Origin of the sequence: Enterococcus sp. DIV0187, assembly GCF_051713785.1 — a bacterium.
Lineage (GTDB): Bacteria > Bacillota > Bacilli > Lactobacillales > Enterococcaceae > Enterococcus_A > Enterococcus_A avium.
Map to the genome: position 1 here is coordinate 2,915,425 of NZ_JBIOQO010000001.1, position 24,244 is coordinate 2,939,668.

Sequence of the window (24,244 nt, forward strand, 5' to 3'; positions counted from 1 at the left end):
TCATGTATTATATGAGTTTGCTAAAACTATCTGAAATGATAAAAGGCAGGAACGAAATATTGTCCGTTCCGGTTTTTAATAGGGAAACAAAAGTAGAAGCTCGCGAATAATTTTTCAAGAGAACGTTCTATTTTTGGTTTTTTTTTGCCTAAAAGCCGCAAAAAATGTCGCTTGTTACACTAATTTAATTTTTGTAACATTATTGTAATTTATCTTCGGATCGGTTTTCAAACTTTTAAGAGGGGTGAAGAACTTGGCTGGACACGTAGTAAAATACGGGAAACACCGAGAACGTAGAAGCTTCGCACGAATCAGTGAAGTGTTGGAATTACCGAATTTGATCGAAATTCAAACAGATTCTTATCAATGGTTCCTAGATGAGGGCTTGCGAGAGATGTTTGAAGACATTTTGCCAATTGAAGACTTTAATGGAAACTTGTCACTTGAATTTGTTGACTATGAATTGAAAGAACCTAAATACACGGTTGCAGAGGCTCGTTCACACGATGCAAACTATTCTGCGCCATTACATGTTGTCTTACGTTTAGTAAACCGCGAAACTGGTGAAATCAAATCTCAAGAAGTATTCTTTGGCGATTTCCCATTAATGACGGAACAAGGAACCTTTATCATCAATGGAGCGGAACGGGTTATCGTATCTCAATTAGTTCGTTCTCCTGGCGTTTATTTCCACGGAAAAGTGGATAAAAACGGAAAAGAAGGATTTGGTTCAACTGTAATTCCTAACCGTGGCGCATGGTTAGAAATGGAAACAGACGCAAAGGATATCTCATATGTTCGTATTGACCGTACACGTAAAATTCCTTTAACGACATTAGTTCGTGCTTTAGGATTTGGTTCTGATGATACGATTTTTGAAATCTTTGGCGAAAGCGAATCTTTGCGCAATACGATCGAAAAGGATTTGCACAAAAACCCAAGCGATTCTCGTACCGAAGAAGGTTTGAAAGATGTTTACGAACGTTTACGTCCTGGTGAACCAAAAACAGCTGATAGCTCTCGTAGCTTGCTAACTGCGCGTTTCTTCGATCCAAAACGTTACGATCTAGCAAATGTTGGTCGTTACAAAGTAAATAAAAAATTAGACCTTAAAACACGTCTATTGAACTTAACTTTAGCTGAGACATTGGTTGATGCTGAAACAGGTGAAATCATTGTTGAAAAAGGAACTGTTCTTACTCACCAAGTGATGGAAGAATTGGGACCAAAACTTGAAGGCGGCTTAAATTCAGTTACTTACTATCCATCTGAGGATGCAGTTGTAACTGATCCTATGACCGTTCAAGTGATCAAAGTCTTTTCACCAAAAGATCCAGAACGTGAAGTAACAGTGATTGGTAATGCGTATCCTGACTCTTCAGTACGTACAGTTCGTCCTGCTGACATCATCGCTTCAATGAGCTATTTCTTGAACTTAATGGAAGGTATTGGCAATGTCGACGATATCGACCATTTAGGAAATCGTCGTATCCGTTCAGTTGGTGAATTATTGCAAAATCAATTCCGTATTGGTTTAGCTCGTATGGAACGTGTTGTTCGTGAGCGTATGTCAATTCAAGACCAAGAAACATTGACACCGCAACAACTGATCAATATTCGTCCAGTTGTTGCAAGTATCAAAGAATTCTTTGGTTCTTCTCAGTTGTCACAGTTCATGGATCAAACGAATCCTCTAGGCGAATTGACCCACAAACGCCGTCTATCAGCCTTAGGACCTGGTGGTTTGACTCGTGACCGTGCTGGTTATGAAGTCCGAGACGTTCACTATTCTCACTATGGTCGTATGTGTCCGATTGAAACTCCCGAAGGTCCAAACATCGGGTTGATCAACAGCTTGGCATCTTATGCGAAGGTCAATAAGTTTGGTTTCATCGAAACACCTTACCGTCGTGTGGATCGTTCAACTGGTAAAGTAACGGATAAAATCGATTACTTAACAGCCGATATCGAGGACCATTACGTAGTAGCCCAAGCCAATAGCAAGTTGAACGATGACGGTACATTTGCTGAAGAAGTCGTTATGGCTCGTGCTACATCAGAAAACTTGGAAGTTACGATTGATAAAGTTGACTACATGGACGTGTCACCGAAACAGGTTGTCGCAGTCGCAACAGCTTGTATTCCATTCTTGGAAAACGATGACTCCAACCGTGCCTTGATGGGTGCCAACATGCAGCGTCAAGCAGTACCATTGATCCAACCACGTTCTCCATGGGTTGGTACTGGTATGGAATACAAAGCAGCTCATGACTCAGGTGCCGCTTTATTATGTAAAAATGATGGTGTCGTTGAATTCGTAGATGCGCACGAAGTACGTGTACGTCGCGACAATGGCGCATTAGATAAATACGACATCACGAAATTCCGTCGTTCAAACTCAGGAACTAGCTACAATCAACGTCCTTTAGTTGGTTTAGGTGAACAAGTTGAAGTCGGCGACATCTTAGCTGACGGACCTTCAATGGAAAATGGCGAATTGGCATTAGGCCAAAACGTCGTCGTAGCCTTCATGACTTGGGAAGGGTACAACTATGAAGATGCGATCATCATGAGCCGTCGTTTGGTGAAAGATGATGTTTATACTTCAATCCATATTGAAGAATACGAATCAGAAGCACGTGATACAAAATTAGGGCCTGAAGAAATCACTCGCGAAATCCCGAACGTTGGGGAAGACGCATTAAAGAACTTAGACGAAATGGGTATCATCCGTATTGGTGCTGAAGTTCATGACGGTGATTTATTAGTCGGTAAAGTCACGCCTAAAGGGGTAACAGAATTATCAGCTGAAGAACGTTTATTGCATGCGATCTTTGGTGAAAAAGCTCGTGAAGTTCGTGATACATCTCTTCGTGTACCGCATGGTGGAGGCGGGATCGTTCACGATGTGAAGATCTTTACTCGTGAAGCAGGCGATGAATTATCTCCAGGTGTGAATATGTTAGTGCGCGTGTACATCGTGCAAAAACGTAAGATTCATGAAGGGGATAAAATGGCCGGCCGTCACGGAAATAAAGGGGTCGTTTCTCGCATTATGCCAGAAGAAGACATGCCTTTCTTACCAGACGGTACGCCAGTTGATATCATGTTGAACCCATTAGGTGTGCCATCTCGGATGAACATCGGACAAGTATTGGAATTACACTTGGGAATGGCGGCTCGCCAACTAGGTATCCATGTTGCGACACCAGTCTTCGATGGTGCGCAAGATAGCGATGTTTGGGAAACAGTTCGTGAAGCTCGTATGGCAGCAGATGCTAAGACCGTTCTTTATGATGGACGTACGGGTGAGCCATTTGATAACCGTATCTCTGTCGGCGTTATGTACATGATTAAATTGGCCCACATGGTCGATGATAAATTGCATGCTCGTTCAATTGGACCTTACTCTCTTGTTACGCAACAGCCATTAGGTGGTAAAGCTCAATTTGGTGGACAACGTTTCGGGGAAATGGAAGTTTGGGCACTGGAAGCTTATGGTGCTGCTTATACCTTACAAGAAATCTTGACTTACAAATCAGATGATGTCGTTGGTCGTGTGAAAACTTACGAAGCCATCGTCAAAGGTGAACCTATTCCAAAACCAGGTGTGCCTGAATCTTTCCGCGTATTGGTGAAAGAATTACAAGCTCTTGGTTTAGATATGCAAGTCTTAGATATTAATGATAAAGAAATTGAGTTGCGAGATATGGACGATGATGATGATGACTTGATCACAGTTGACGCGTTGACGAAATATGCAGAACAACAACAGTCTGCAAAAGAAGTCGAAGAGCAAGCAGCTGCTGAAAAAGCGGAACAAAAATCTGATTTGATCCAAGAAATCGAAACTGCAGAAGACTTATAAGAGAGTCGCACTTGTCTGAAGAGGTTGTATCAGAAGTGTTTAGCTTTATGGAATTTAGACTTATTTCCGAAGCAGCTACTTCTGGAACGCCGTTTATGCATACGTAAGTCAGCTACTCCCTAGCTGACTTACGATAAAATGAAATGGAGGGAAACCCTTTTGATCGATGTAAATAAATTCGAAAGTATGCAAATAGGTTTGGCTTCTCCTGAAAAAATCAGAAGCTGGTCATACGGTGAAGTAAAAAAACCGGAAACCATTAACTATCGTACATTGAAACCTGAACGCGAAGGGTTATTCGATGAAAGAATTTTTGGGCCAACCAAAGACTGGGAATGTGCCTGCGGGAAATACAAACGAATCCGTTATAAAGGGATTGTCTGTGACCGTTGTGGTGTTGAAGTCACACGTTCAAAAGTCCGTCGTGAACGCATGGGTCACATTGAACTAGCAGCTCCCGTAACACATATCTGGTATTTCAAAGGAATTCCTTCTCGAATGGGTCTTGTGTTAGACATGAGTCCGCGTGCGTTAGAAGAAATTATCTACTTTGCATCGTATGTCGTAATCGATCCAGGTAATACAAGCCTAGAGAAGAAACAATTACTGACTGAACGTGAATATCGTGAAAAACGTGATCAATATGGTCAAGAATTCCACGCAGCAATGGGTGCAGAAGCCATTAAACAGTTATTAGATCATGTAGATCTAGATGGGGAATCAGCGGAATTAAAAGAAGAGTTGAAAACAGCGCAAGGACAAAAACGAACACGTGCTATTCGTCGTCTGGATGTCTTAGAAGCGTTCCGTTCTTCTGGTAACCAACCAGGTTGGATGGTTATGGATGTTATTCCTGTTATTCCGCCAGATCTACGTCCGATGGTTCAATTAGAAGGTGGTCGTTTTGCGACTTCTGACTTAAATGATTTGTATCGTCGTGTAATCAACCGTAATAATCGTTTGAAACGTTTATTAGATTTGAATGCACCAAACATCATCGTTCAAAATGAAAAACGTATGCTGCAAGAAGCGGTAGATGCACTGATTGATAATGGTCGTCGTGGCCGTCCAGTTACTGGACCAGGTAATCGTCCATTGAAATCTTTGTCTCACATGTTGAAGGGGAAACAAGGTCGTTTCCGTCAAAACTTGCTGGGTAAACGTGTGGACTACTCTGCCCGTTCAGTTATCGTTGTTGGACCTTTCTTGAAGATGTATCAATGTGGTCTGCCAAAAGAAATGGCGATCGAATTGTTCAAACCATTTGTAATGAAAGAACTCGTTCAACGTGAAATTGCATCAAATATCAAAAATGCGAAACGTAAAATCGAACGTCAAGAAGACGTTGTATGGGATGTCTTAGAAGAAGTTATCAAAGAACATCCAGTTTTACTTAACCGGGCACCTACGCTTCACAGATTAGGTATCCAAGCATTCGAACCAATCCTAGTTGAAGGTCGTGCAATCCGTCTTCACCCATTAGTGTGTGAAGCTTACAATGCCGATTTCGATGGGGACCAAATGGCTGTCCATTTACCTTTAGGTGAAGAAGCACAAGCCGAAGCTCGTATGCTGATGCTTGCTGCAACGCATATCTTGAACCCTAAAGATGGAAAACCCGTTGTTACACCATCTCAAGATATGGTCTTAGGTAACTACTACCTAACAATGGAAGAAGAAGGCCGCGAAGGTGAAGGAATGATCTTCCGTGACATGAATGAAGCTGTTTTAGCATGGCGTAATGGCTATGTTCACTTACATTCACGTGTGGCTGTTGACCCTAATACATTGGGCGACAAGCCATTTACTGAAGAACAAAAAGAACGCATGCTGATCACAACTGTTGGGAAAATTATTTTCAACGAGATTATGCCGCAAGAATTCCCTTATTTGAACGAACCAACTGATTTCAACTTAACACAACATACACCTGACAAATATTTTGTCGAAAAAGGTGCCGATATTCCTGCAGCGATCAAAGAACAAGAAATCATCTTGCCATTTAAGAAGAAAAATCTTGGAAACATTATCGCGGAAGTCTTCAAGCGTTTCAAAGTTACTGATACGTCAATGATGCTTGACCGCATGAAAGACTTAGGATATAAACACTCAACCCATGCTGGTATGACCGTTGGTATTGCCGATATCATGGCGTTAGCAGAAAAACAAGAAATCATCGACAATGCTCACAAACAAGTCGGCACGATCACAAAACAATTCCGACGTGGTTTGATTACTGATGATGAACGTTATGAACGAGTTATTGCTGTATGGAATGCAGCCAAAGATGAAATTCAACAACGACTAATGGAATCTTTAGATGCGAAGAACCCAATCTTCATGATGTCTGATTCTGGAGCCCGTGGTAACATCTCCAACTTTACTCAGCTTGCTGGTATGCGTGGTTTGATGGCCGCTCCGAATGGACAAATCATGGAATTGCCGATCATCTCGAACTTCCGTGAGGGTCTATCTGTCTTGGAAATGTTTATCTCGACTCACGGTGCTCGTAAAGGGATGACTGATACGGCCTTGAAGACAGCCGATTCAGGTTACTTGACTCGTCGTTTGGTAGACGTTGCCCAAGATGTTATCGTACGTGAAGAAGATTGTGGTACTGATCGCGGTCTAGAAATCTCTGCGATTCGTGAAGGTAATGAAATCATCGAATCATTAGAAGAACGTCTAGTCGGACGTTATACGCAAAAATCCGTGATGCATCCTGAAACTGGTGAAGTTCTATTGCCTGCTGATGCACTGATCAGCGAAGCAGATGCGAAACGTATTATTGATGCTGGCGTTGAGAAATTAACGATTCGTTCAGTCTTCACATGTAATACAAAACATGGTGTATGTAAACATTGTTATGGACGCAACTTGGCAACTGGTGATGACGTTGAAGTCGGTGAAGCGGTTGGTACTATTGCTGCTCAATCAATCGGTGAACCTGGTACTCAGTTAACTATGCGTACATTCCATACCGGTGGGGTTGCCGGAGATGATATTACACAAGGTCTTCCTCGTGTCCAAGAAATCTTCGAAGCACGTAATCCTAAAGGTTTGGCGGTTATTACTGAAGTTACTGGTGAAGTCGTTGAGATTGCTGAAGATGCTGCGACTCGTACGAAAGAAGTTACCGTCAAAGGTGAAACGGATACTCGTACGTATACGGTTCCTTACACTGCTCGCATGAAAGTTGTCGAAGGTGATATGGTTCATCGTGGTGCGCAATTAACAGAAGGATCAATTGATCCTAAACACTTATTGCAAGTACGCGATGTAATCTCCGTTGAAACATACCTGTTGCGTGAAGTTCAACGTGTTTACCGGATGCAAGGGGTAGAGATCGGCGATAAACATATTGAAGTAATGGTTCGTCAAATGTTGCGTAAAGTCCGTGTTATGGACCCAGGTGACACAGATATCTTGCCAGGTACATTGCTTGATATTGCTGACTTTAAAGATCAAAACTACAATACATTGGTTGCTGGTGGCACACCTGCGACATCTCGTCCAGTCTTGCTTGGTATTACAAAAGCTTCATTAGAAACAAACAGCTTCTTATCTGCCGCATCATTCCAAGAAACAACTCGTGTCTTGACGGATGCTGCGATCCGCGGTAAGAAAGATCCATTACTTGGATTGAAGGAAAATGTTATCATCGGTAAAATCATTCCTGCTGGTACAGGTATGTCAACTTACCGTAACATGGAACCAAAGGAAGTTGTTGTAGCTAGCGAAAATGTCTACAGTATCTCTGATATTGAAGCGCAAATGGCAGCTGAAGACGCTTTGAATAATCCATTAGGCTAGAAAATTCTGGCTTTAAAAGACCACAAGATTCTGAAAAAGAATCTTGTGGTCTTTTTATTTTCAGGCTATTATAAGAAGGTATCTGGCAAATAAGCAAGCTCACGTTGAACAGATGTTAAATTTCGTTTAGAGCGCTGTATAAAGACTATTGCCAAAAGTCATTTTATGAGAGAATGACAAAAAATATAGGGATATAAAATTTCTGAGGTGCCATATGAGCAGAGCAAAGAAAATCATCTTGATTGTCGTGGGAATCATCGTGCTACTTGTTGGAACGGCGACTGTCTATTTATTAAAAGTGAATAATGATGTTGATCAAGCAATCAATAAAATGACTAAAAAAGTCAATTATAAAAGTACACGTTCGGCTAAGGTCGATTTAAAAAGTGGGGAACCATTCTCTATTTTACTAATGGGAACAGACACAGGTGATAAAGGGCGGAACTATCAAGGACGCTCGGATTCCATGATGTTAGTTACTATTAATCCTAAGAAAAAACAAACGCTAATGACAAGTTTGGATCGCGATATTTATACTCAGATTGTTGGGTATAAAGGGGACAAGAATAATTATGTCGCGAAGGGCGATACCTATTATGATAAATTGAATGCGGCCTATTCACTAGGTGGTACTAAGATGGCGATCGAAAGTGTTCAAGAAATGCTAGATGTTCCTGTTGATTATTATGTTGAGATCAATATGAAGGGGCTAAAAACATTAGTTGACGCGGTTGGCGGAATTGAGGTCGACAACAAGATTGATTTTACTTTGGACGGTGTGCATGTCAAAAAGGGAAAGCAGGTTCTAGATGGCAGACACGCATTAGAATATGTGCGGATGCGCCACGAGGACCCAAAAGGTGACGTGGGCAGACAGGCAAGGCAACGAGAAATTTTATCTAAGATCATTCATAAGATTCTTTCTGTTGACTCTGTCACAAAGTATAAAAAATATTTGCGTGCAGTGGAAGATTATGTAAAGACCGATTTGAGCTGGAGTGAGATGCTGACGATCGCAACAGATTACACACCTGCTGCAAAGAACATCCAACAGACACAGCTAGAAGGCCAGGGCGAGATGATCAGTGATATTTATTTCCAAATTTTGGGATTGAATAATCTGTTAGAGGAACAAAATATCGTGAAGAAGCAGCTCGGATTGCCTACAAAGAAAAAATTGCCGAACCTTGATGAAGATGACGACAATCAATTATTCTTTGATGACAGCAGTGTGGATAAAATTAGTGCTGGGACGCATTATGATTATACTGGTTACGGAAAAATAATCTATCCGATTGATCCAGATAATTATTAAAAAAGCGAAATACTATTTATGGGAATGTCTCAATAATCTGGGACATTCTCTTTTTTTACGAGTGTCTGAGCAGATTCATTTCAATTTTTCTAAAAAGGGTTATGATGAGATCAAAAGGAGGCATATTTTATGGCAGAAGAAAAAGCAATTTTTGCTGGAGGCTGTTTTTGGTGTATGGTGAAACCATTTGACCAGATGCCTGGTATCAAGCAAGTTATTTCCGGTTACACAGGCGGACATGTACCAAATCCAACCTATGAAGAAGTTTGCAGTGGTACGACAGGCCATACGGAAGCCGTAGAGATTACATTTGATCCAGCGGTGATTTCTTATCAACAGCTGGTAGAAATCTATTGGCAGCAAACCGATCCTACAGATGCTTTTGGTCAATTTGCGGATCGGGGAGATTCCTATCGGCCGGTAATTTTTTATGCTACTCCAGAACAAAAAGAAGTGGCAGAGGCTTCAAAGGAACGATTACAGGCTAGTGGTCGTTTCAAAGAACCAATCGTAACATCGATTGAACCGGCTCAAACCTTTTATCCTGCTGAAGCGTATCATCAGGATTTTTATCGAAAAAATCCCGAACACTACGATGCTTACAGTGAAGGTTCGGGACGTAAGGGCTTTATCCGTAATCATTGGAACGCTTAACGGTTTTTTAGCAGGAATAATAGAAGGCCGATAAATAGGAAGGGTAAAAACGGCAGCTGTTCAGGAATCTTTTTACGCAAGGTCTGATAACCGAAAAAAATCAAACCACTGAGTGAAGCGATAAATAGAACCTGCAACAATTCATACCAAGATAAAAAGAAACTCCATAATCCAATTACCCAAAGATCTCCCAGACCTAAACTGTCTGGGAGTATTTTTTGGCTGAAGAAAAATACTCCGCAAACAATTAATGGTTGGAACCAATGCGGATGAAATAGAACCGCTCCGCTAATTAATAAAATCACTCCCGTTCCCAAAAAAATTCTCATCTCGACAATCATATAATCCCAGTCGATTACGGCTAAAACAAGGGAGCTCAATAACCAGAATACTTGCCATAGGCTTTTCCAATCTAAATCCTGTAAAAAAATTACAAAGAGAATCCCGCAAAATAATTCTAACCAAAAACTTCGCGCAGAGAATCTTTGCTGACAGTGAGTACAATGGAATCTTTGCTTCAAAGCTGAGAGTAGTGGAATCAGTTCAATCGCTCGAAGCGGGTGACCGCAATGATCACAATGTGAAGGTGGATAAATCAAAGACTCATTTCAAGGAATGCGAACACAAACGACAGCTAAAAATGAGCCAATAATTGTACCAAAAATGAAATTTACGATTGTTCTCACCTCCTTTTTCAATAAGATACGAAAAAAAAGCACTTTACCAGCATTTTCTTTGTACTTTTATCATAATTGTATTATGCTTTTATTAGAGTAAAAATTAGGAGGTACAAAGGAATGAAATTTGAGAAAACCAAAGAAGTATTGAACCAATTAGTTGCCGATTTAAGTCAAATGTCTATGGTCATTCACCAAACTCATTGGTATATGCGCGGCCCTGGCTTCTTGACATTGCACCCAATGATGGATGATTTTATGGATGATGTAAATGATCAATTGGATGAGATCTCAGAACGCTTGATTACATTAGATGGCTCACCTTATTCAACATTACGCGAAATGGCAGATAATACAAAAATTTCTGATGAAGTAGGACGCTGGGATCGTACGATGGAAGAACGGTTAGCAATTCTTGTTAAGAACTATCGTTACTTGGCTGATCTTTATCAAAAAGGGATTGACGTTACTGGCGAAGAAGGCGATGATCCAACACAAGATATCTTCATCGAATTCAAAACAGCCACTGAAAAACGCATTTGGATGATCCAAGCTCATTTAGGAAAAGCACCAGAAATCGATGCTTAATTCGTTCAGAAAAGGCACACATCATTAATGATGTGTGCCTTTTCTGTTGCTTAAATTCTTTTTACTAAATTAATCCATTTTATTCGAACATATGTTGTTACATATTAACTATCCGCAACTCGTAAAGCATAGGAATCCAATAAAATTCTCGCGATGATTTGTAAGGGGAGCCTCGATCGAACTTCATAATCAGGAAAATAAGATCCTTCAGACTTGAAGCCGACCAAAGCAATCTCGCAATAGTTCATTAGACTGGAGGCATTGTTGGCGGTTAATAAAATTGAACCGATTTCGGACTCATAACAATTTTTGGCGGCGACAACGAGTTCTTTAGTCTCTCCATTTAATGAAATGAAAATGACAATATCTCGCTTGGTTAGTTTTCGACTGATATTTTTGATGATCTCTGGGTCGTTATGCATTTGACAATTCTTCCCCGTCAATTGAAATTTCACCATCATTTCCTGGCCGATCATCTCTGAGAATCCTCGAGCAAAGATGATTACTCGTTCCGCGAATTTGATTTTTTGGATGGCATCTTCAATATTGCCAATTTCTATCATATTGATGGTTCGGACGACTTCCTGTTCATTCTTTAGAATAGCCCGTCGAATCCCTTTATCGACTTTATCTAATGAAGAGAAATTGATATTTTTATTTTCTTGTTCTTTTAGATGATGTTTAAAGGCAGTGAATCCTTCATAGCCTTTCTTTTTCATTGTGCGAACAATCGTAGCCGTAGAAACATTGGCCTGTTCGCTAAGTTTGACGATCGAGTAGTTGGGAATATCGAGAATGTGACTTTCAATGTAATCCCAAAGGTATTGTTCTGTTTCGCTCAATTTATGATCCATTGCTTCATTAACCTTCTTTCAATTATCACGAGTTAAAGGTATCACGAGTAATTAAAAGATGTAAAGCTTTTCAGTCATTAGCTTAAAATATGAAAACCTTTTCGTTTATGACTGCCTCATAATAAGATCAAGGAGGTCGTCACTTATGTCCATTTACACTTGTACCTTGAATTTAGCAATCGATCTATTTATTGAAACAGATACTATGGAGCCTTTTACTGTAAACCGAACAAAGGATGATGATATCCAAGCAAATGGAAAAGGAGTCAACGTTTCACTGATCCTAAAAATGCTGGGAGTTGATACAACTGCACTAGGTTTTCGTGCCGGGTTTACTGGGAATTATATAGAAGATTATTTACAGGAAAAGGAGATCAGCACTGATTTTATTGAAGTTCCTGGGATGACACGGATCAATGTGTTTACTCAAGTCAATCAAACAAAGGAGGAATACAAATTAGTCAATCAAGGTCCAGAAATACCGCAGCAAAAGGTTGAAGTTTTTTTGGATCAAATTAGAAACTTGCAGGCTGAAGATTATCTCTGTATCTCGGGAAGTTTGCCGAGGGGGATTGAATCGACAATATTAGTCGATATTAGTCGGATTTGTCAAGAACGTGATGTTCATCTGATCATTGATAGCAGCTACAAGGAGATCATGGACTGTTTGCCCTACCACCCCTTTCTACTGAAGCCAAACGAAGAGGAGCTAGCTTCATGGTTTGGCGAAATTATTGATTCAGAAGAAGCCTATTTATTTTATGGACAGCAATTGATAAAAGCAGGAGCGCAAAATGTGCTGCTATCACTTGGCAGTGGAGGAGCAATTTTTTTCAGTCAGACTAAGATTATTCGTGGGAATTCGCCAATAGGAAAAGTAGTCAACACAGCTTGTGCCGGAGATACATTATTAGGAACCTTTTTGGCTGGTTATTTAACGGAGCAGCCGCTGGAAGAGACGTTACGCAAAAGTTTAGCCGCAGGAAGTTCTACTGCATTTCGCAAGGGGCTGACTGATTTTTCGGATGTAAAAGAACTAAGTAAACAAATTGAAATCAAAGAAGAGGGGTTAAAAACATGGGAAATTATCAATTAATCGCAGCAACAGGTTGTCCGACAGGTATTGCTCACACGTATATGGCGCAAGAAGCATTGGAACAAGCGGCTAAGAAAAAAGGCGTGACCATCAAAGTCGAAACCCATGGTCAGATTGGGATTGAAAATGAACTGACTGCTGAAGAAATCAAGCATGCAGAAGCCGTTATTATCGCGGCAGACAAAGATGTTCATCCAGAACGATTTGCCGGGAAACGAATTATTGATGTGTCGGTTAGTACCGGAATCAAAGATGCGGAACGTTTAATTGATGATGCTTTGGCTGGAAAAGGCTCAGTAGCATCAGAGAATCAAGCAGTGGACACTTTAGAAGAAGAGACGGGAACTAACACAAGTTTCGGTCGCAGCATTTATAAAAATTTGATGAATGGTGTTTCCCACATGCTTCCTTTCGTAGTGGCAGGCGGTGTTTTGATCGCAATCTCATTTGCTGTTTGGGGAATTTATTCCTTCGATCCAGAGAATGTACAATATAATGCGACGGCCGCGATGCTGAAAAGTGTCGGTGATGCAGCAATGGGAATGATGGTTCCCGTCTTGGCAGCTTATATCGCGGAAGGAATCGCTAAACGACCGGGGTTAGTAGTCGGTTTTGTCGGTGGAATTGTCGCAACTAATGGAGGGACCGGGTTCCTAGGCGGAATTCTGGCAGGTTTTCTTGCGGGTTACTTGATCTTACTTCTGCAAAAAGTGATGGCAGGCTTACCAAAACAACTGGATGGCTTAAAAGCAATCTTCTTATATCCAGTGATCGGAGTTGCAGTAATTGGTATTATCATGTCGCTATTAGCTGATCCGATGAAGGCTGTCAATGAAGGTATGATGAGCTTCTTAGCCGGCTTTGAAAATTCTAATCCGTTAATTCTTGGTGTAATCGTCGGCTGTATGTGTGCCTTTGATATGGGGGGACCAGTCAATAAAGCAGCGTATGTTACGGGAACGGCGTTATTAGCGCAAGGCAATACGACTTTCATGGCCGGTGTGTCAGCAGCTTGTATCGCGCCACCGTTGATTACAGGCTTCGCGACATTATTCTTTGGAAAATATTTTGATACAAATGATCGTAATGCCGGATTAGTTAACTTTATCTTAGGTTCTACACATATTACCGAAGGGGCAATTCCATTTGCCGCAAAAGATCCGATTCGTGTATTACCGACGATGATGCTAGGTTCTTCGATTGCCGCTGTTCTTACCTATATGTTTGGTGTTCAAGTGCCTGCACCTCATGGTGGATTCTTAGTGTTGCCAGTTGTTACAGGGAAAATTCAATGGGTCGCTTCGATTTTGATTGGTGCGCTTGTCGGCGGTGTGATCTTAGGACTCATCCAAAAGAACAGTGTAGCTAAAAAAGAAAAGCAGACGACAGAACAGGTAGAAAAATCAGCAGTGGCTAAGTAAAGGAGTAAATGATGGGGATTATTCAAGAAGAAAAAATATTTTTAAATCAGTCTTTGACGACACAAAAAGAGGTCTTTGAATTTTTAGCCAATCAAGCGGTAGAGACGGGGATCTCAGCAGATGAGAAGCACGTTTATCAAAAACTGGTGGAAAGAGAGAACGAAGGCACTACCGGAATGATGGACGGCTTTGCTATACCCCATGCGAAAGATCAATCGATCAGCGAGCCAAGCATTCTCATTGTTACTTTAAATAAAGGAATTGAATGGAATAGTTTAGATGGACAATTGATCGACTTTATTATTGCGCTATTTATTCCAGACACAGAAGCAGGGACCACACACTTGAAATTATTATCCGCGATTGCACGATTATTGATGCGCAATGAAGTGACTGAAAAACTAAAAGCTGCGCAATCAAAAGCGGAAATTGCGACACTACTAAATGAAAAAATAGGTGAAAATGAATGAAGACAATCAGTGCAGGAAAGAAAAAATATCTCGATCAGCTAACGAATGAGAATGGTGTTATCGGGGCTTTGGCGATTGATCAGCGGGGCGCTTTGAAGAAAATGATCGGTAACTATAAGGAAGCGACAACGGATGATGTAATCAAATTCAAAGAGTTGGTTTCTCAACAGCTCACGCCTTATGCTTCAGCGATCTTATTGGATCCGGAATACGGGTTGCCAGCAGCAGAGGTGCGCGACGCCGAATGCGGTTTGCTTCTGGCTTATGAAAAAACTGGCTACGATGCGACAACACCGGGGCGCTTGCCTGATGTATTGAATGTTTGGTCAGTGAGACGTTTGAAAGAGGCTGGGGCAGATGCTTGTAAGTTCTTACTCTATTATGACGTGGATGAACCAGAAGAGATCAATGAACAAAAACGTGCGTACATGGAACGAATCGGCTCAGAATGTACAGCAGAAGGTATTCCATTTTTCTTGGAGATTGTTTCTTATGATGCAGAGATCGCAGACGCGACTTCCCAGGAGTATGCTCAAGTAAAACCACGTAAGGTGATTGGCGCGATGCAGGAATTTTCACAGGAACGTTATCAGGTTGATGTGTTGAAAGTGGAAGTGCCGGTAAATATGAATTTTGTTGAAGGGTTTGGCGAAACAGTCTGCTATACACAAGCAGAAGCAGCGGCGTATTTTAAAGAACAATCTGATGCAACCGAGTTGCCATTCATTTTCTTGAGCGCTGGTGTTAGTGCCGAGTTGTTTCAGGAAACGTTACGTTTTGCGAAGCAGTCAGGTTCAACCTTTAATGGCGTATTATGCGGCAGAGCAACCTGGGCGAATGGCGTCGAACCATTTGTGAAAGAGAGCGAAGAAAAGGCAATTGCTTGGTTATCTGAACAAGGGAAACAAAATATCATAGAATTAAATGAGGTTTTAAAAGAAACCGCAACCTCGGTTTATACAAAGGCATAAGCAAAAGGACTGTCCATTGCGGATAGTCCTTTTGACACTTTATAAGGCTGTTTTAGCTAGTTCGATTTGCTTTTTGACTTGGTCGAAACCAGTTCCGCCTAATGAATGGCGGCGAGTAACTGCTGTTTTTGAAGCTAGCGTATCATAGATGTCTTCTTCGATCACCGGATTGATGGCTTGATATTCTTCTAATGAGACGTCTTGCAGGTAGATTCCCTTTTGCGTACACTCTAATACAAGTTTTCCAACAATTTCGTGTGCTTGGCGGAAAGGAATGCCTTTTGTCGCTAAATAATCCGCTAGTTCCGTCGCATTTGAAAAATCTTTTTCCGTCGCATCGTGCATGATCTGGGTGTTAACGGTCATTGTATCAATCATCCCGGCCATGATATCTAAGCTTGTCGCTACAGTATGGACTGTATCAAACATGCCTTCTTTATCTTCTTGCAGGTCTTTGTTATAAGCCAGCGGTAAGCCCTTAATTACGGTGAGCAAGCCAATTAAATCACCAAATACTCGTCCTGATTTGCCGCGGATTAATTCCGCCATATCGGGATTTTTCTTTTGAGGCATGATGGAGCTGCCCGTTGAAAAGGTATCGGTCAGTTCGACAAATTTAAATTCATGGCTGCACCATAATATGATTTCCTCACAAAAACGTGAAAGGTGCATCATTAAAATCGAACTATTGCTTAAAAATTCTAAAATGAAGTCACGATCACTGACGCCATCAAGGCTATTCATGTATAGGTCGCTGAAGCCTAGCTCATCTGCGGTCATCTGACGATCAATTGGAAATGTCGTACCAGCTAAAGCTGCACAGCCTAACGGCGAGATATCCACGCGCTTCATACTTTCCTCCAAACGTGCCTGATCACGTGTCAGCATGCCATAATAGGCCATTAAGTGATGCCCAAAAGAAATCGGCTGAGCATGTTGCAGGTGAGTGTAGCCGGGCATGATTGTTTCGACATGCTCTTCAGCTTTATTAACTAAGACCGCTCTGAAATGGTGGACTTTCTCAATAATCTCAGTTAGATGTTCCTTCAAATATAAATGCATATCTGTCGCAACCTGATCGTTTCGGCTGCGAGCAGTGTGGAGTTTTCCAGCGACAGGTCCAATCTCGTCATGAAGCATTTTTTCCAAGTTCAAATGAATGTCTTCATTTTCAATCGTAAAGGTCAGTTCATCCTTTGCGGCTTTTTCTGCTAATATATTGAGACCCGTAGTGATTTGCTGCGCTTCTTCTTTTGTGATGATGCCCGTTTCGCCGAGCATTTTGACATGTGCTAAGCTGCCGGTAATATCTTGTGTTGCTAATTGCTGGTCAAAGGGAATCGAAGCACCAAAAGCGTCGATCCACGCTTCGTTTTTTCCATCAAAACGTCCGCCCCATAATTTTGCCATTGTTTTATCCTCACTTTTGTCTATGGATTTTTAACAAAAAAGACCGTCGCAACGGTCTTTTAATGTCTAGCTGAACGGATGTCGTACAGCTTTTCTTTTTCTAGCATGCAGGCTAGCTCTCTTATTGCTTGAGAACTGAACGTGCCTGCGTAGCTTTTAGTCTAGGGAGGAGGCATCTTTTCAGATACCTCAGGATGAAAACATTGCTGGTTTCCTTATTTCCTGACCGGAAAAGAAACTCTCCTATGAGCAATGGCAAGATGTGAAACCGGACGGCCTTATTTACCGGCAAGTAAAAGCCGCCTCACATCTGGTTTCTCTTGCACTTTCATGATTTCAAATTTTTCTTATTGTACAGTGGTCTGTTTGTTTTCAGTTTGCACTTCAGCATTTACTTTGGTTGGCAGGCCCCATAGTTTTATGAAGCCGATTGCTGCTTCTTGGTCGAACGTATCGGCAGATGTATAAGTCGCCAAATTTTCGTTGTATAAGCTGTTGTCAGATTTGCGCCCTTCAACAATTACATTGCCTTTGAATAATTTTACACGTAATACGCCGTTTACGACTTCTTGTGATTGCTTCAAGAATGCGATCAAAGCATCCATTGTTGGATTAAACCATAGACCATCGTAGATCATTTGACATAGTTGTTGTTCAATGACTGGTTTGAAATGAGCCATCTCGCGAACAAATACCAAATCTTCTAATTCTTTATGTGCCTTCATTAATACTTCTGCACCTGGGCATTCGTAAACTTCCCGAGATTTGATGCCGACCAGACGATTTTCAATATGGTCGATTCTGCCAATGCCATGTACACCTGCGATGGTATTTAGCTTCATGATCAATTTAGCTAATGATAATTTTTCTCCATCTAATGCAGTTGGTACCCCTTTTTCAAACGTGATCTCAAGGATCGTTGGCTTATCTGGTGTATCTTCTAGTTCAGCAGTAATCGCATAGGCACCCGCTGGCGGAGTTGCCCACGGATCTTCTAGGATGCCGCATTCGCAGGCACGTCCCCATAAATTTTGGTCAATTGAATAAGGATTATCCAAATCCGCTGGAATCGGTACTCCTTTTTCAGCTGCATAGTTGATTTCTTCTTCCCGGGACCATTTCCATTCACGGACCGGTGCAATGATCTTCAAGTTCGGATCAAGAGCGGCGATGGAAACTTCAAAACGGACTTGGTCATTTCCTTTACCAGTACATCCGTGAGCAATTGTCGTTGCGCCCGTTTGGTGAGCCAATTCAACTAATTTCTTTGAAATCAACGGACGAGACAAAGCAGAAACTAGCGGGTAAGAATTTTCGTAGTATGTATTGCCTTGCAATGCGACTAAAACAAAATCTTGCGAGAACTCCTCGCGCGCATCAATTGCATAAGATTCTGTTGCCCCAACCTGCAATGCTTTATTTTTAATAAATTCGGTGTCGCGACCTTCGCCAATGTCCAAACAGCAGGCAATCACGTCGTAGCCTTCGTCGACGAGCCATTTGATTGAAACCGAAGTATCTAAACCACCTGAGTATGCTAAAATCACTTTTTCTTTCATCCTGATTGCTCCCTTATCGCTTTTTCATTAAATTCTAATTAATGTGTTGAAGTCATATTAGCATCGTAAAATACAAAAAGCAAGCACTTTTTAAATATTTATGCAAAATATTTTCGAAAATACGTTTCTTTATTCATTTAAGTCTGTATAAAAGACAGGATTATGTATAGTAGGAGAAGTTAGAGAAAATGAAAATATTTTGCGTTTTCAAAGAGAAAAACATTGACATGGCAAGGCTTTGCAAGTATTATGGTAAATGGTATTGTTTGCCCCACGAGAGCCCCGGAAACTCAAGTGTTTGTCAAACATTCGAAATCGAAATTGGAGGAAAAAAACGTGCGTACAACATATATGGCTAAGCCAGGCGAAGTAGATCGCAAATGGTACGTAGTAGACGCAACTGATGTTCCTTTAGGACGTCTTTCAACAGTTGTTGCATCAATGCTACGCGGAAAAAATAAACCAACATTCACACCACACATTGACACTGGTGATTTTGTAATTGTAATTAATGCAGATAAAGTTAAATTGACAGGTAAGAAAGCAACTGACAAGATTTACTACCGTCACTCAAACTTCCCTGGTGGATTGAAATCAATCTCAGCAGGCGAAATGCGTGCTAAAAATTCTCGCCGTTTGGTCGAAACTTCTGTTAAAGGTATGCTTCCTAAAAACACTTTAGGTCGCGCTCAAGGCATGAAACTTCACGTTTACGGTGGAGCAGAACATCCACATGCAGCACAACAACCAGAAGTCTTAGACATCACAAACTTAATTTAATAGGAGGGAAATTCATTGGCACAAGTTCAATATAGCGGCACAGGCCGTCGTAAAAATGCAGTTGCTCGCGTACGTTTAGTACCAGGAACTGGTAAAATTACTGTAAATAAAAAAGACGTTGAAGAATATATCCCACACGCTGACCTACGTTTAGTAATCAACCAACCATTTGGTGTTACTGAAACAGCTGGTTCATATGATGTATTCGTAAACGTAAACGGTGGGGGCTACGCAGGTCAAGCCGGCGCTATCCGTCACGGTATCTCACGCGCTTTATTAGAAGTAGATCCTGATTTCCGTGCACCATTAAAACGCGCTGGATTACTTACTCGTGATTCACGTATGGTTGAACGTAAAAAACCGGGTCTTAAGAAAGCTCGTAAAGCTTCTCAATTTAGTAAACGTTAATCGTTGTTATATCAACGGTTTTGGACATCTGCCAATTGGTGGGTGTCTTTTTTTTCAAAAATCCCCACCAAATTCCCCACCAATTCCCCACCATTTGATTTTACAAGTTGGTTATAGGTAAAGTCAGCAGGTGTTAGTTTAATCACATTGTTTGCATTAATATACGTTTTTGTTGTTGCTATTTCTGAATGTGTGAGTGCTTCAGAAATGTTTTCTAAAGACATGCCATTTAATTTAGCAAGTGTTGCTGTGGTGTGTCGTAGCTTATGTGGAGAACAAGGCTCAAGGTTCGGATGACGTCTTTTAATTGATTTCATACGATAGTTTAAAAAATCTGTATGCACACATTGATTTACATTCCCTTTACGGTCACAATACGTAAATAGAAATTGGTCGCGTGTCTGCTTGATTCTTAATTGAGATAATTCTTTCTTTTGAACGTTTTTCCATTCCAACAATAATTGTTTCAATACGGCTGGTAGGTTTAAATCAGTTGATTTGTTTCCTTTGGTACTTTTGACGTTTCCAAATTTATCTAATGCTTGTACAAGATAGATTTGATTGTTTGAAAAATCTATATGTTTCCATTGCAAAGCATAGGTTTCGGATTTACGGTCAGATAGGAAGTAGGTAGTCCAGAATAATACATAGTCTTGAAAGGTTAAATCTTCATTATCATAATCTTCTTGTACAGCTTGAAACCATTCTAAAAGTTGTGATTCGCTTAGATATTTTTCTTCATTGCGCGTATTCTCTTTTATATGATTTTTTCTAATAGATTTGATTTTTTTCAGACTTTTGCTTAAACGATTATGTTCAATGTATTCATACTCTTCCGCTAAATCAAATACTTGATTGACATAGCTACGAATCACTTTGAAATTGGCATATTCTTTAGCTTTAGCGTTCATTTTTTGGATAACCAATTTCCGATTATGATTCAAATAGTTCAATGTGTAATTCCCAAACATAGGTAGAATATGCAAACGGAAAACATCTTCTGTGTTACTAATCGTTACTTTACTTGGTGGTGTTGGGTAGGAACTGGTTAATCCTGTTTTATAATCATTTAGCCAAGTGTCTTTATAAAAATCTTTGAATAAAACTTCTCCTCCAAGCTCAAAAGAACTAATATCTTGTGTGTTACGCAACTGTTGGATTCGATTTTCAAAATCTAATTCGGCTTGTTTTGCTTCTTTTCGAGTTTTGAAAATCTTATCGTAGTTAGCATTTGATAGACCCAATAGTTGTACAGCATCTACAGGATATTTTTTACGTACCCTGTAGCTATTATTTTTTGTTTTAGTGATACTCATTGAAAAAAACTCCTTTGTTTGCGAGTCAAAGGTGTGACTCAATTATACTTGGTCAGATAACCATTTATCAATGGACAATCTATCAAAACGAATGACACCATTGATTTTAATTTCAGGTAAACCATTTTCTATCCAACGGTCAAGTGTATTATTAGAAATTTGAAGGTAATCACAGGTTTGTTTTTTATTCATATATCGCTGATTGTTATCTGTTGTGTTATTTCTCATTTGTGAAATTTCATGCGAGATAAGACCGCGTAGGTACTGTTGAATTATTTTTGCTTGTTCATCATTAAGAATAATTTCTAATTTTGACATATTGCTTCTCCTCGTCATGTATAATGAAGGAAGCAAGTTTTAATTACTTGCTATCCTTAGAATTGCTTGTCACAGTTGTTTTTGCGGACGCTTGTGACAAGCTTTTTGCTTTGAGTAGATAATTGGTATCTGTTTGAAATAGTTCTCCTGTTTCTTCGTTTCTTTGTAGCTTGTAAATCCTTTTTTCAAGAACATTGTTGCCGTGACTATCAGTTGAAACTATTCCAAAATTTGGTGTGAAATCTTTTAAGTTATTTGCTTCTGAATCAATATATTCAACAGAGGGTTTCTTTAACCCTTGACTATTGAAATACCTTTTTTTACGGAACATCTCTTTGTTTGTCATCAATTCTTTGGTAATATATTTTGTTAAATAGCTTGCTGTTTTCTCTGAATCGACTATTTTTTCGCAATCTGTAAAGCCATATTGCCAATCTGCAAGATTATAAACTTGTCGTTCGTTACGTAGCAGAGGTTTTTCACTTTTGGGATAGGTTGCTTCTACAAAGTTGGCAGCGAGATTTCCTAGCAAGCCATGAAAATGAACAGCACCGCTTTTATGAAATTCAGGAATAATAATGTAATCAAATTTTCCGTATGTATCACGCATATAGCGACACCATTTTAATAATAATTTCTTGGAATTTTCGTAGTTGAAACTATCATTCTTCTTAGGGTCAAGCGTTAATGTTACAAACCATTCAAAATCATTCGCAAGGGCATATCCTCGTATTCTTCGCTTGATTGTATAGCTTTGTTTTTGTGTTCGTTCTTCCTGTGCTTCATCACTGATTTCGGATTGTTCATTCGCACCGCCTTTATGTTCAATGCTTCCAACTTGTTTGATTTGTGGAATGGCATAGGCGGTTACTTCAATCATTCCGTTACCAAAAGTGACAATTTTTTGATTGTATTGTTCAAATAGAGTTTCTCTGTAATCGTCTTTATTAAACTTCATCATATTCCTCATTAGTTGTTTATTTTTGTTCCTCTAGACTTTTCCGTCGTAACGTCGCCTTTTGTCGAGTAAGGCGACGGAAACTGACTCGAAGCCATGCCCCAGTGTTGCGAAACCTGCGAGGGGCACCCCTAGACACCGCTCTGGTATGCGTGCCAGCAGCGCGTGTTCGAGTGGTCTGACAAGTCTGACCACTCGAACAAAAAACACTGCACGCATGATCAGAGCGTTGTAAGGTGTGCTGTTCGCAGGTTCGCCTACTGGGGAACAGCATCGAGCATGGCTACTTCGTCCGTTTCCGAAAGCCTGCACTAAAATAATAGTCTTGCGACAATAGAGCCACATAAAGTCCTTGTTGAGCTAATTGTGGCTTATCAACAAAGTAATCTAAGGCAAACCATCGAGCCATTTGACGCTTGTCTGAGTTGATTACACGAACACTACCATCATCAAATTCGGTCACTTGGAAACTTTTAATCACTTTTGCCATCGCTCATACCACTCCTTTGAAAGAGATAAATCAACTGCCGAAAATCATTCGGTTTGTAATTCATGTAAGGTGCTTCAAAATAGCTAAGACCTAACTTAGGTGTAACAGCATAACCTTTTCCGACATCGCCCAAATAAGAACTTGCTAAATCTTTTTTATAGGCACCAGTTCCAATATGAAATAATTCTTCTGATACATTCGCACCCATCACATATCGTGTCTGACATTGTTCAGTAACAGCTTTGGGCAGGTCGGTAGCTAACAGTCGTTGAGAAGTCAGTACAATGACATAGCCCGCTAAACGTCCTTTTAGAGCCAACAATTTAAGCAAACGTTCCATTTCAGCTTTTTGCTTCTTATCGCCACTTTCAAGTGCTGAAAGAACTTCATCAAAAATGAGAACGTGAGCAGGTAGGTTCAAATCTGAGAAATTTGTGTCTAATCCTACTTGGTCGGTGGAATAGATTGTTTCATAATCGTGTTCCATTTGTTCGACAAGTGAGGTTAATAAATAAAGGATTTCTTCAGCACTTGAAGCGGTATAAATCCCTGTACTACGGAATGTTGCACCGAAGGAACTGTTTTTTGCATCAATAATATACAATTTATGCCCACGTTTCAAAAGCATTGCTGATAAGTAGCTTAGGAAAATGGTTTTTCCTGCACCACTCGGAGCAAGTAGAAGCGTGTGACAGGCTTCTGTTGTTAAATCCCATTCAAGTGAATCGTAGATTGGGATAGGCTTATAATTGGTCATTCTCTAGTACCTCTTTTCCATTCAAACGAGCAGGAAATTTCCCGAAGATAAATGTGACGTATTGTGAAGCTTCTTTGTAACTTAATAAGTTTTCAGCAATAAACTCTGACAGCTGTCCACCTAATTTTCGTTTGTCATTCACAAGTCCGTTTGAATATAAATGAATGGTTGTTCTTTTGTCTTTTATATCGTAATGCCATGTGACAGAATGTTTTAGCTTGCCATCTTCTGTTTGTTTTGTGAGCTGCTCTGTGAACAAGATTAGCTTCTTCCGAATTTGCAATGATCGAATCGGACTGAACCTTGATGAAAGGTAAATGATACTAACAGTTATTAGGAAGAAGGCTAAACCAACGATTGAAATGGTCATAAACAAATGCGCTTCTAAATGGAAGATTTCTTTGCTGTTGATATAGATAAACATGGGTAAAATTGCTAAAGCTAGTGAGAACATCATTGAAAAAATCTTCAATGATGTCATCACATTACTAGCAACACGAACGGTTACTGTATGCTTCATA

At 40.3% G+C, this 24,244-nt stretch carries 21 protein-coding genes; 11 read left to right on the forward strand and 10 right to left on the reverse strand.

From position 1 onward, the window contains the following. Positions 1-253 precede the first annotated feature (253 nt). The 4 genes from rpoB (at position 254) to msrA (ending at position 9,650) form a co-directional block, all read left to right on the forward strand. Positions 254-3,868, forward strand: a complete 3,615-nt coding sequence (rpoB, locus tag IGI52_RS14295) for a DNA-directed RNA polymerase subunit beta (protein WP_016181818.1) — start codon at positions 254-256, stop codon at positions 3,866-3,868. A gap of 159 nt (positions 3,869-4,027) precedes the next feature. Then, complete coding sequence (rpoC, locus tag IGI52_RS14300) at positions 4,028-7,681, forward strand: DNA-directed RNA polymerase subunit beta' (RefSeq protein WP_016181817.1); 3,654 nt, start codon at positions 4,028-4,030, stop codon at positions 7,679-7,681. A 214-nt stretch (positions 7,682-7,895) separates the two neighbouring features. After that, a complete protein-coding gene (locus IGI52_RS14305; RefSeq protein WP_176675619.1) occupies positions 7,896-8,996 on the forward strand; it encodes an LCP family glycopolymer transferase in 1,101 nt (366 codons plus the stop codon). A 129-nt stretch (positions 8,997-9,125) separates the two neighbouring features. Next, entirely contained in the window at positions 9,126-9,650 is a 525-nt protein-coding gene (msrA, locus tag IGI52_RS14310; protein ID WP_048719525.1) for a peptide-methionine (S)-S-oxide reductase MsrA, read from the forward strand. Here the strand turns inward: msrA and IGI52_RS14315 are convergent. Further along, positions 9,647-10,249: a prepilin peptidase gene (locus IGI52_RS14315; RefSeq protein ID WP_172702296.1), complete on the reverse strand. Its 603-nt coding sequence runs from the start codon at positions 10,247-10,249 to the stop codon at positions 9,647-9,649. The genes msrA and IGI52_RS14315 overlap by 4 nt on opposite strands. A gap of 198 nt (positions 10,250-10,447) precedes the next feature. Between IGI52_RS14315 and IGI52_RS14320 the strand changes: the two genes are divergently transcribed. Further along, positions 10,448-10,915 (forward strand): Dps family protein, encoded by a 468-nt coding sequence (locus IGI52_RS14320; protein ID WP_016181814.1) that lies wholly within the window; start codon positions 10,448-10,450, stop codon positions 10,913-10,915. Positions 10,916-11,019: 104 nt separating this feature from the next. On the opposite strand, the gene IGI52_RS14325 is transcribed toward IGI52_RS14320, so the two are convergent. Then, positions 11,020-11,769, reverse strand: a complete 750-nt coding sequence (locus tag IGI52_RS14325; RefSeq protein ID WP_102872061.1) for a MurR/RpiR family transcriptional regulator — start codon at positions 11,767-11,769, stop codon at positions 11,020-11,022. Between the two features lie 145 nt (positions 11,770-11,914). On the opposite strand from IGI52_RS14325, the gene pfkB reads away from it, so the two are divergent. Genes pfkB through lacD form a run of 4 tightly spaced genes read left to right on the forward strand, consistent with a single transcriptional unit; the run spans position 11,915 to position 15,727 of the window. Then, positions 11,915-12,865 carry a 1-phosphofructokinase gene (gene pfkB / locus IGI52_RS14330; RefSeq protein WP_311872162.1) on the forward strand — a complete coding sequence of 317 codons (951 nt, stop codon included), beginning with the start codon at positions 11,915-11,917 and terminating at the stop codon, positions 12,863-12,865. Next, positions 12,847-14,286, forward strand: a complete 1,440-nt coding sequence (locus tag IGI52_RS14335) for a PTS fructose transporter subunit IIC (RefSeq protein WP_438781597.1) — start codon at positions 12,847-12,849, stop codon at positions 14,284-14,286. Before pfkB ends, IGI52_RS14335 begins: the two co-directional genes overlap by 19 nt. An 11-nt stretch (positions 14,287-14,297) precedes the next feature. Then, a complete protein-coding gene (locus IGI52_RS14340; protein ID WP_438781598.1) occupies positions 14,298-14,756 on the forward strand; it encodes a fructose PTS transporter subunit IIA in 459 nt (152 codons plus the stop codon). Next, a complete protein-coding gene (lacD, locus tag IGI52_RS14345; protein ID WP_016181809.1) occupies positions 14,753-15,727 on the forward strand; it encodes a tagatose-bisphosphate aldolase in 975 nt (324 codons plus the stop codon). Before IGI52_RS14340 ends, lacD begins: the two co-directional genes overlap by 4 nt. A gap of 39 nt (positions 15,728-15,766) precedes the next feature. Here the strand turns inward: lacD and argH are convergent, their stop codons facing one another. Next, a complete protein-coding gene (gene argH / locus IGI52_RS14350; protein WP_102872065.1) occupies positions 15,767-17,137 on the reverse strand; it encodes an argininosuccinate lyase in 1,371 nt (456 codons plus the stop codon). 347 nt (positions 17,138-17,484) lie between these two features. Continuing rightward, complete coding sequence (locus tag IGI52_RS14355) at positions 17,485-18,696, reverse strand: argininosuccinate synthase (protein ID WP_102872066.1); 1,212 nt, start codon at positions 18,694-18,696, stop codon at positions 17,485-17,487. 351 nt (positions 18,697-19,047) lie between these two features. On the opposite strand from IGI52_RS14355, the gene rplM reads away from it, so the two are divergent. Together rplM and rpsI are read left to right on the forward strand one after the other, a co-directional pair. Beyond that, entirely contained in the window at positions 19,048-19,476 is a 429-nt protein-coding gene (gene rplM / locus IGI52_RS14360; protein ID WP_192935230.1) for a 50S ribosomal protein L13, read from the forward strand. Positions 19,477-19,491: 15 nt separating this feature from the next. Continuing rightward, positions 19,492-19,884, forward strand: coding sequence for a 30S ribosomal protein S9 (rpsI, locus tag IGI52_RS14365; RefSeq protein ID WP_010744355.1), 393 nt, complete (start codon positions 19,492-19,494; stop codon positions 19,882-19,884). Between the two features lie 11 nt (positions 19,885-19,895). Here the strand turns inward: rpsI and IGI52_RS14370 are convergent, their stop codons facing one another. The 6 genes from IGI52_RS14370 to IGI52_RS14395 all read right to left on the reverse strand — a co-directional run bounded on the left by IGI52_RS14370 (position 19,896) and on the right by IGI52_RS14395 (position 24,243). Continuing rightward, positions 19,896-21,200, reverse strand: a complete 1,305-nt coding sequence (locus tag IGI52_RS14370; protein ID WP_438781600.1) for a tyrosine-type recombinase/integrase — start codon at positions 21,198-21,200, stop codon at positions 19,896-19,898. A 42-nt stretch (positions 21,201-21,242) separates the two neighbouring features. Continuing rightward, positions 21,243-21,518 carry a helix-turn-helix domain-containing protein gene (locus IGI52_RS14375; RefSeq protein WP_438781601.1) on the reverse strand — a complete coding sequence of 92 codons (276 nt, stop codon included), beginning with the start codon at positions 21,516-21,518 and terminating at the stop codon, positions 21,243-21,245. A gap of 43 nt (positions 21,519-21,561) precedes the next feature. Then, positions 21,562-22,476, reverse strand: a complete 915-nt coding sequence (locus tag IGI52_RS14380; RefSeq protein WP_438781602.1) for a rolling circle replication-associated protein — start codon at positions 22,474-22,476, stop codon at positions 21,562-21,564. Between the two features lie 283 nt (positions 22,477-22,759). After that, entirely contained in the window at positions 22,760-22,966 is a 207-nt protein-coding gene (locus IGI52_RS14385; protein WP_438781604.1) for a hypothetical protein, read from the reverse strand. Then, a complete protein-coding gene (locus tag IGI52_RS14390; RefSeq protein ID WP_438781605.1) occupies positions 22,950-23,723 on the reverse strand; it encodes a cell division protein FtsK in 774 nt (257 codons plus the stop codon). The genes IGI52_RS14385 and IGI52_RS14390 overlap by 17 nt, the downstream gene beginning before the upstream one ends. Then, positions 23,710-24,243, reverse strand: coding sequence for a hypothetical protein (locus IGI52_RS14395; protein WP_438781606.1), 534 nt, complete (start codon positions 24,241-24,243; stop codon positions 23,710-23,712). The genes IGI52_RS14390 and IGI52_RS14395 overlap by 14 nt, the downstream gene beginning before the upstream one ends. Between the last annotated feature and the right edge of the window lies 1 nt (position 24,244).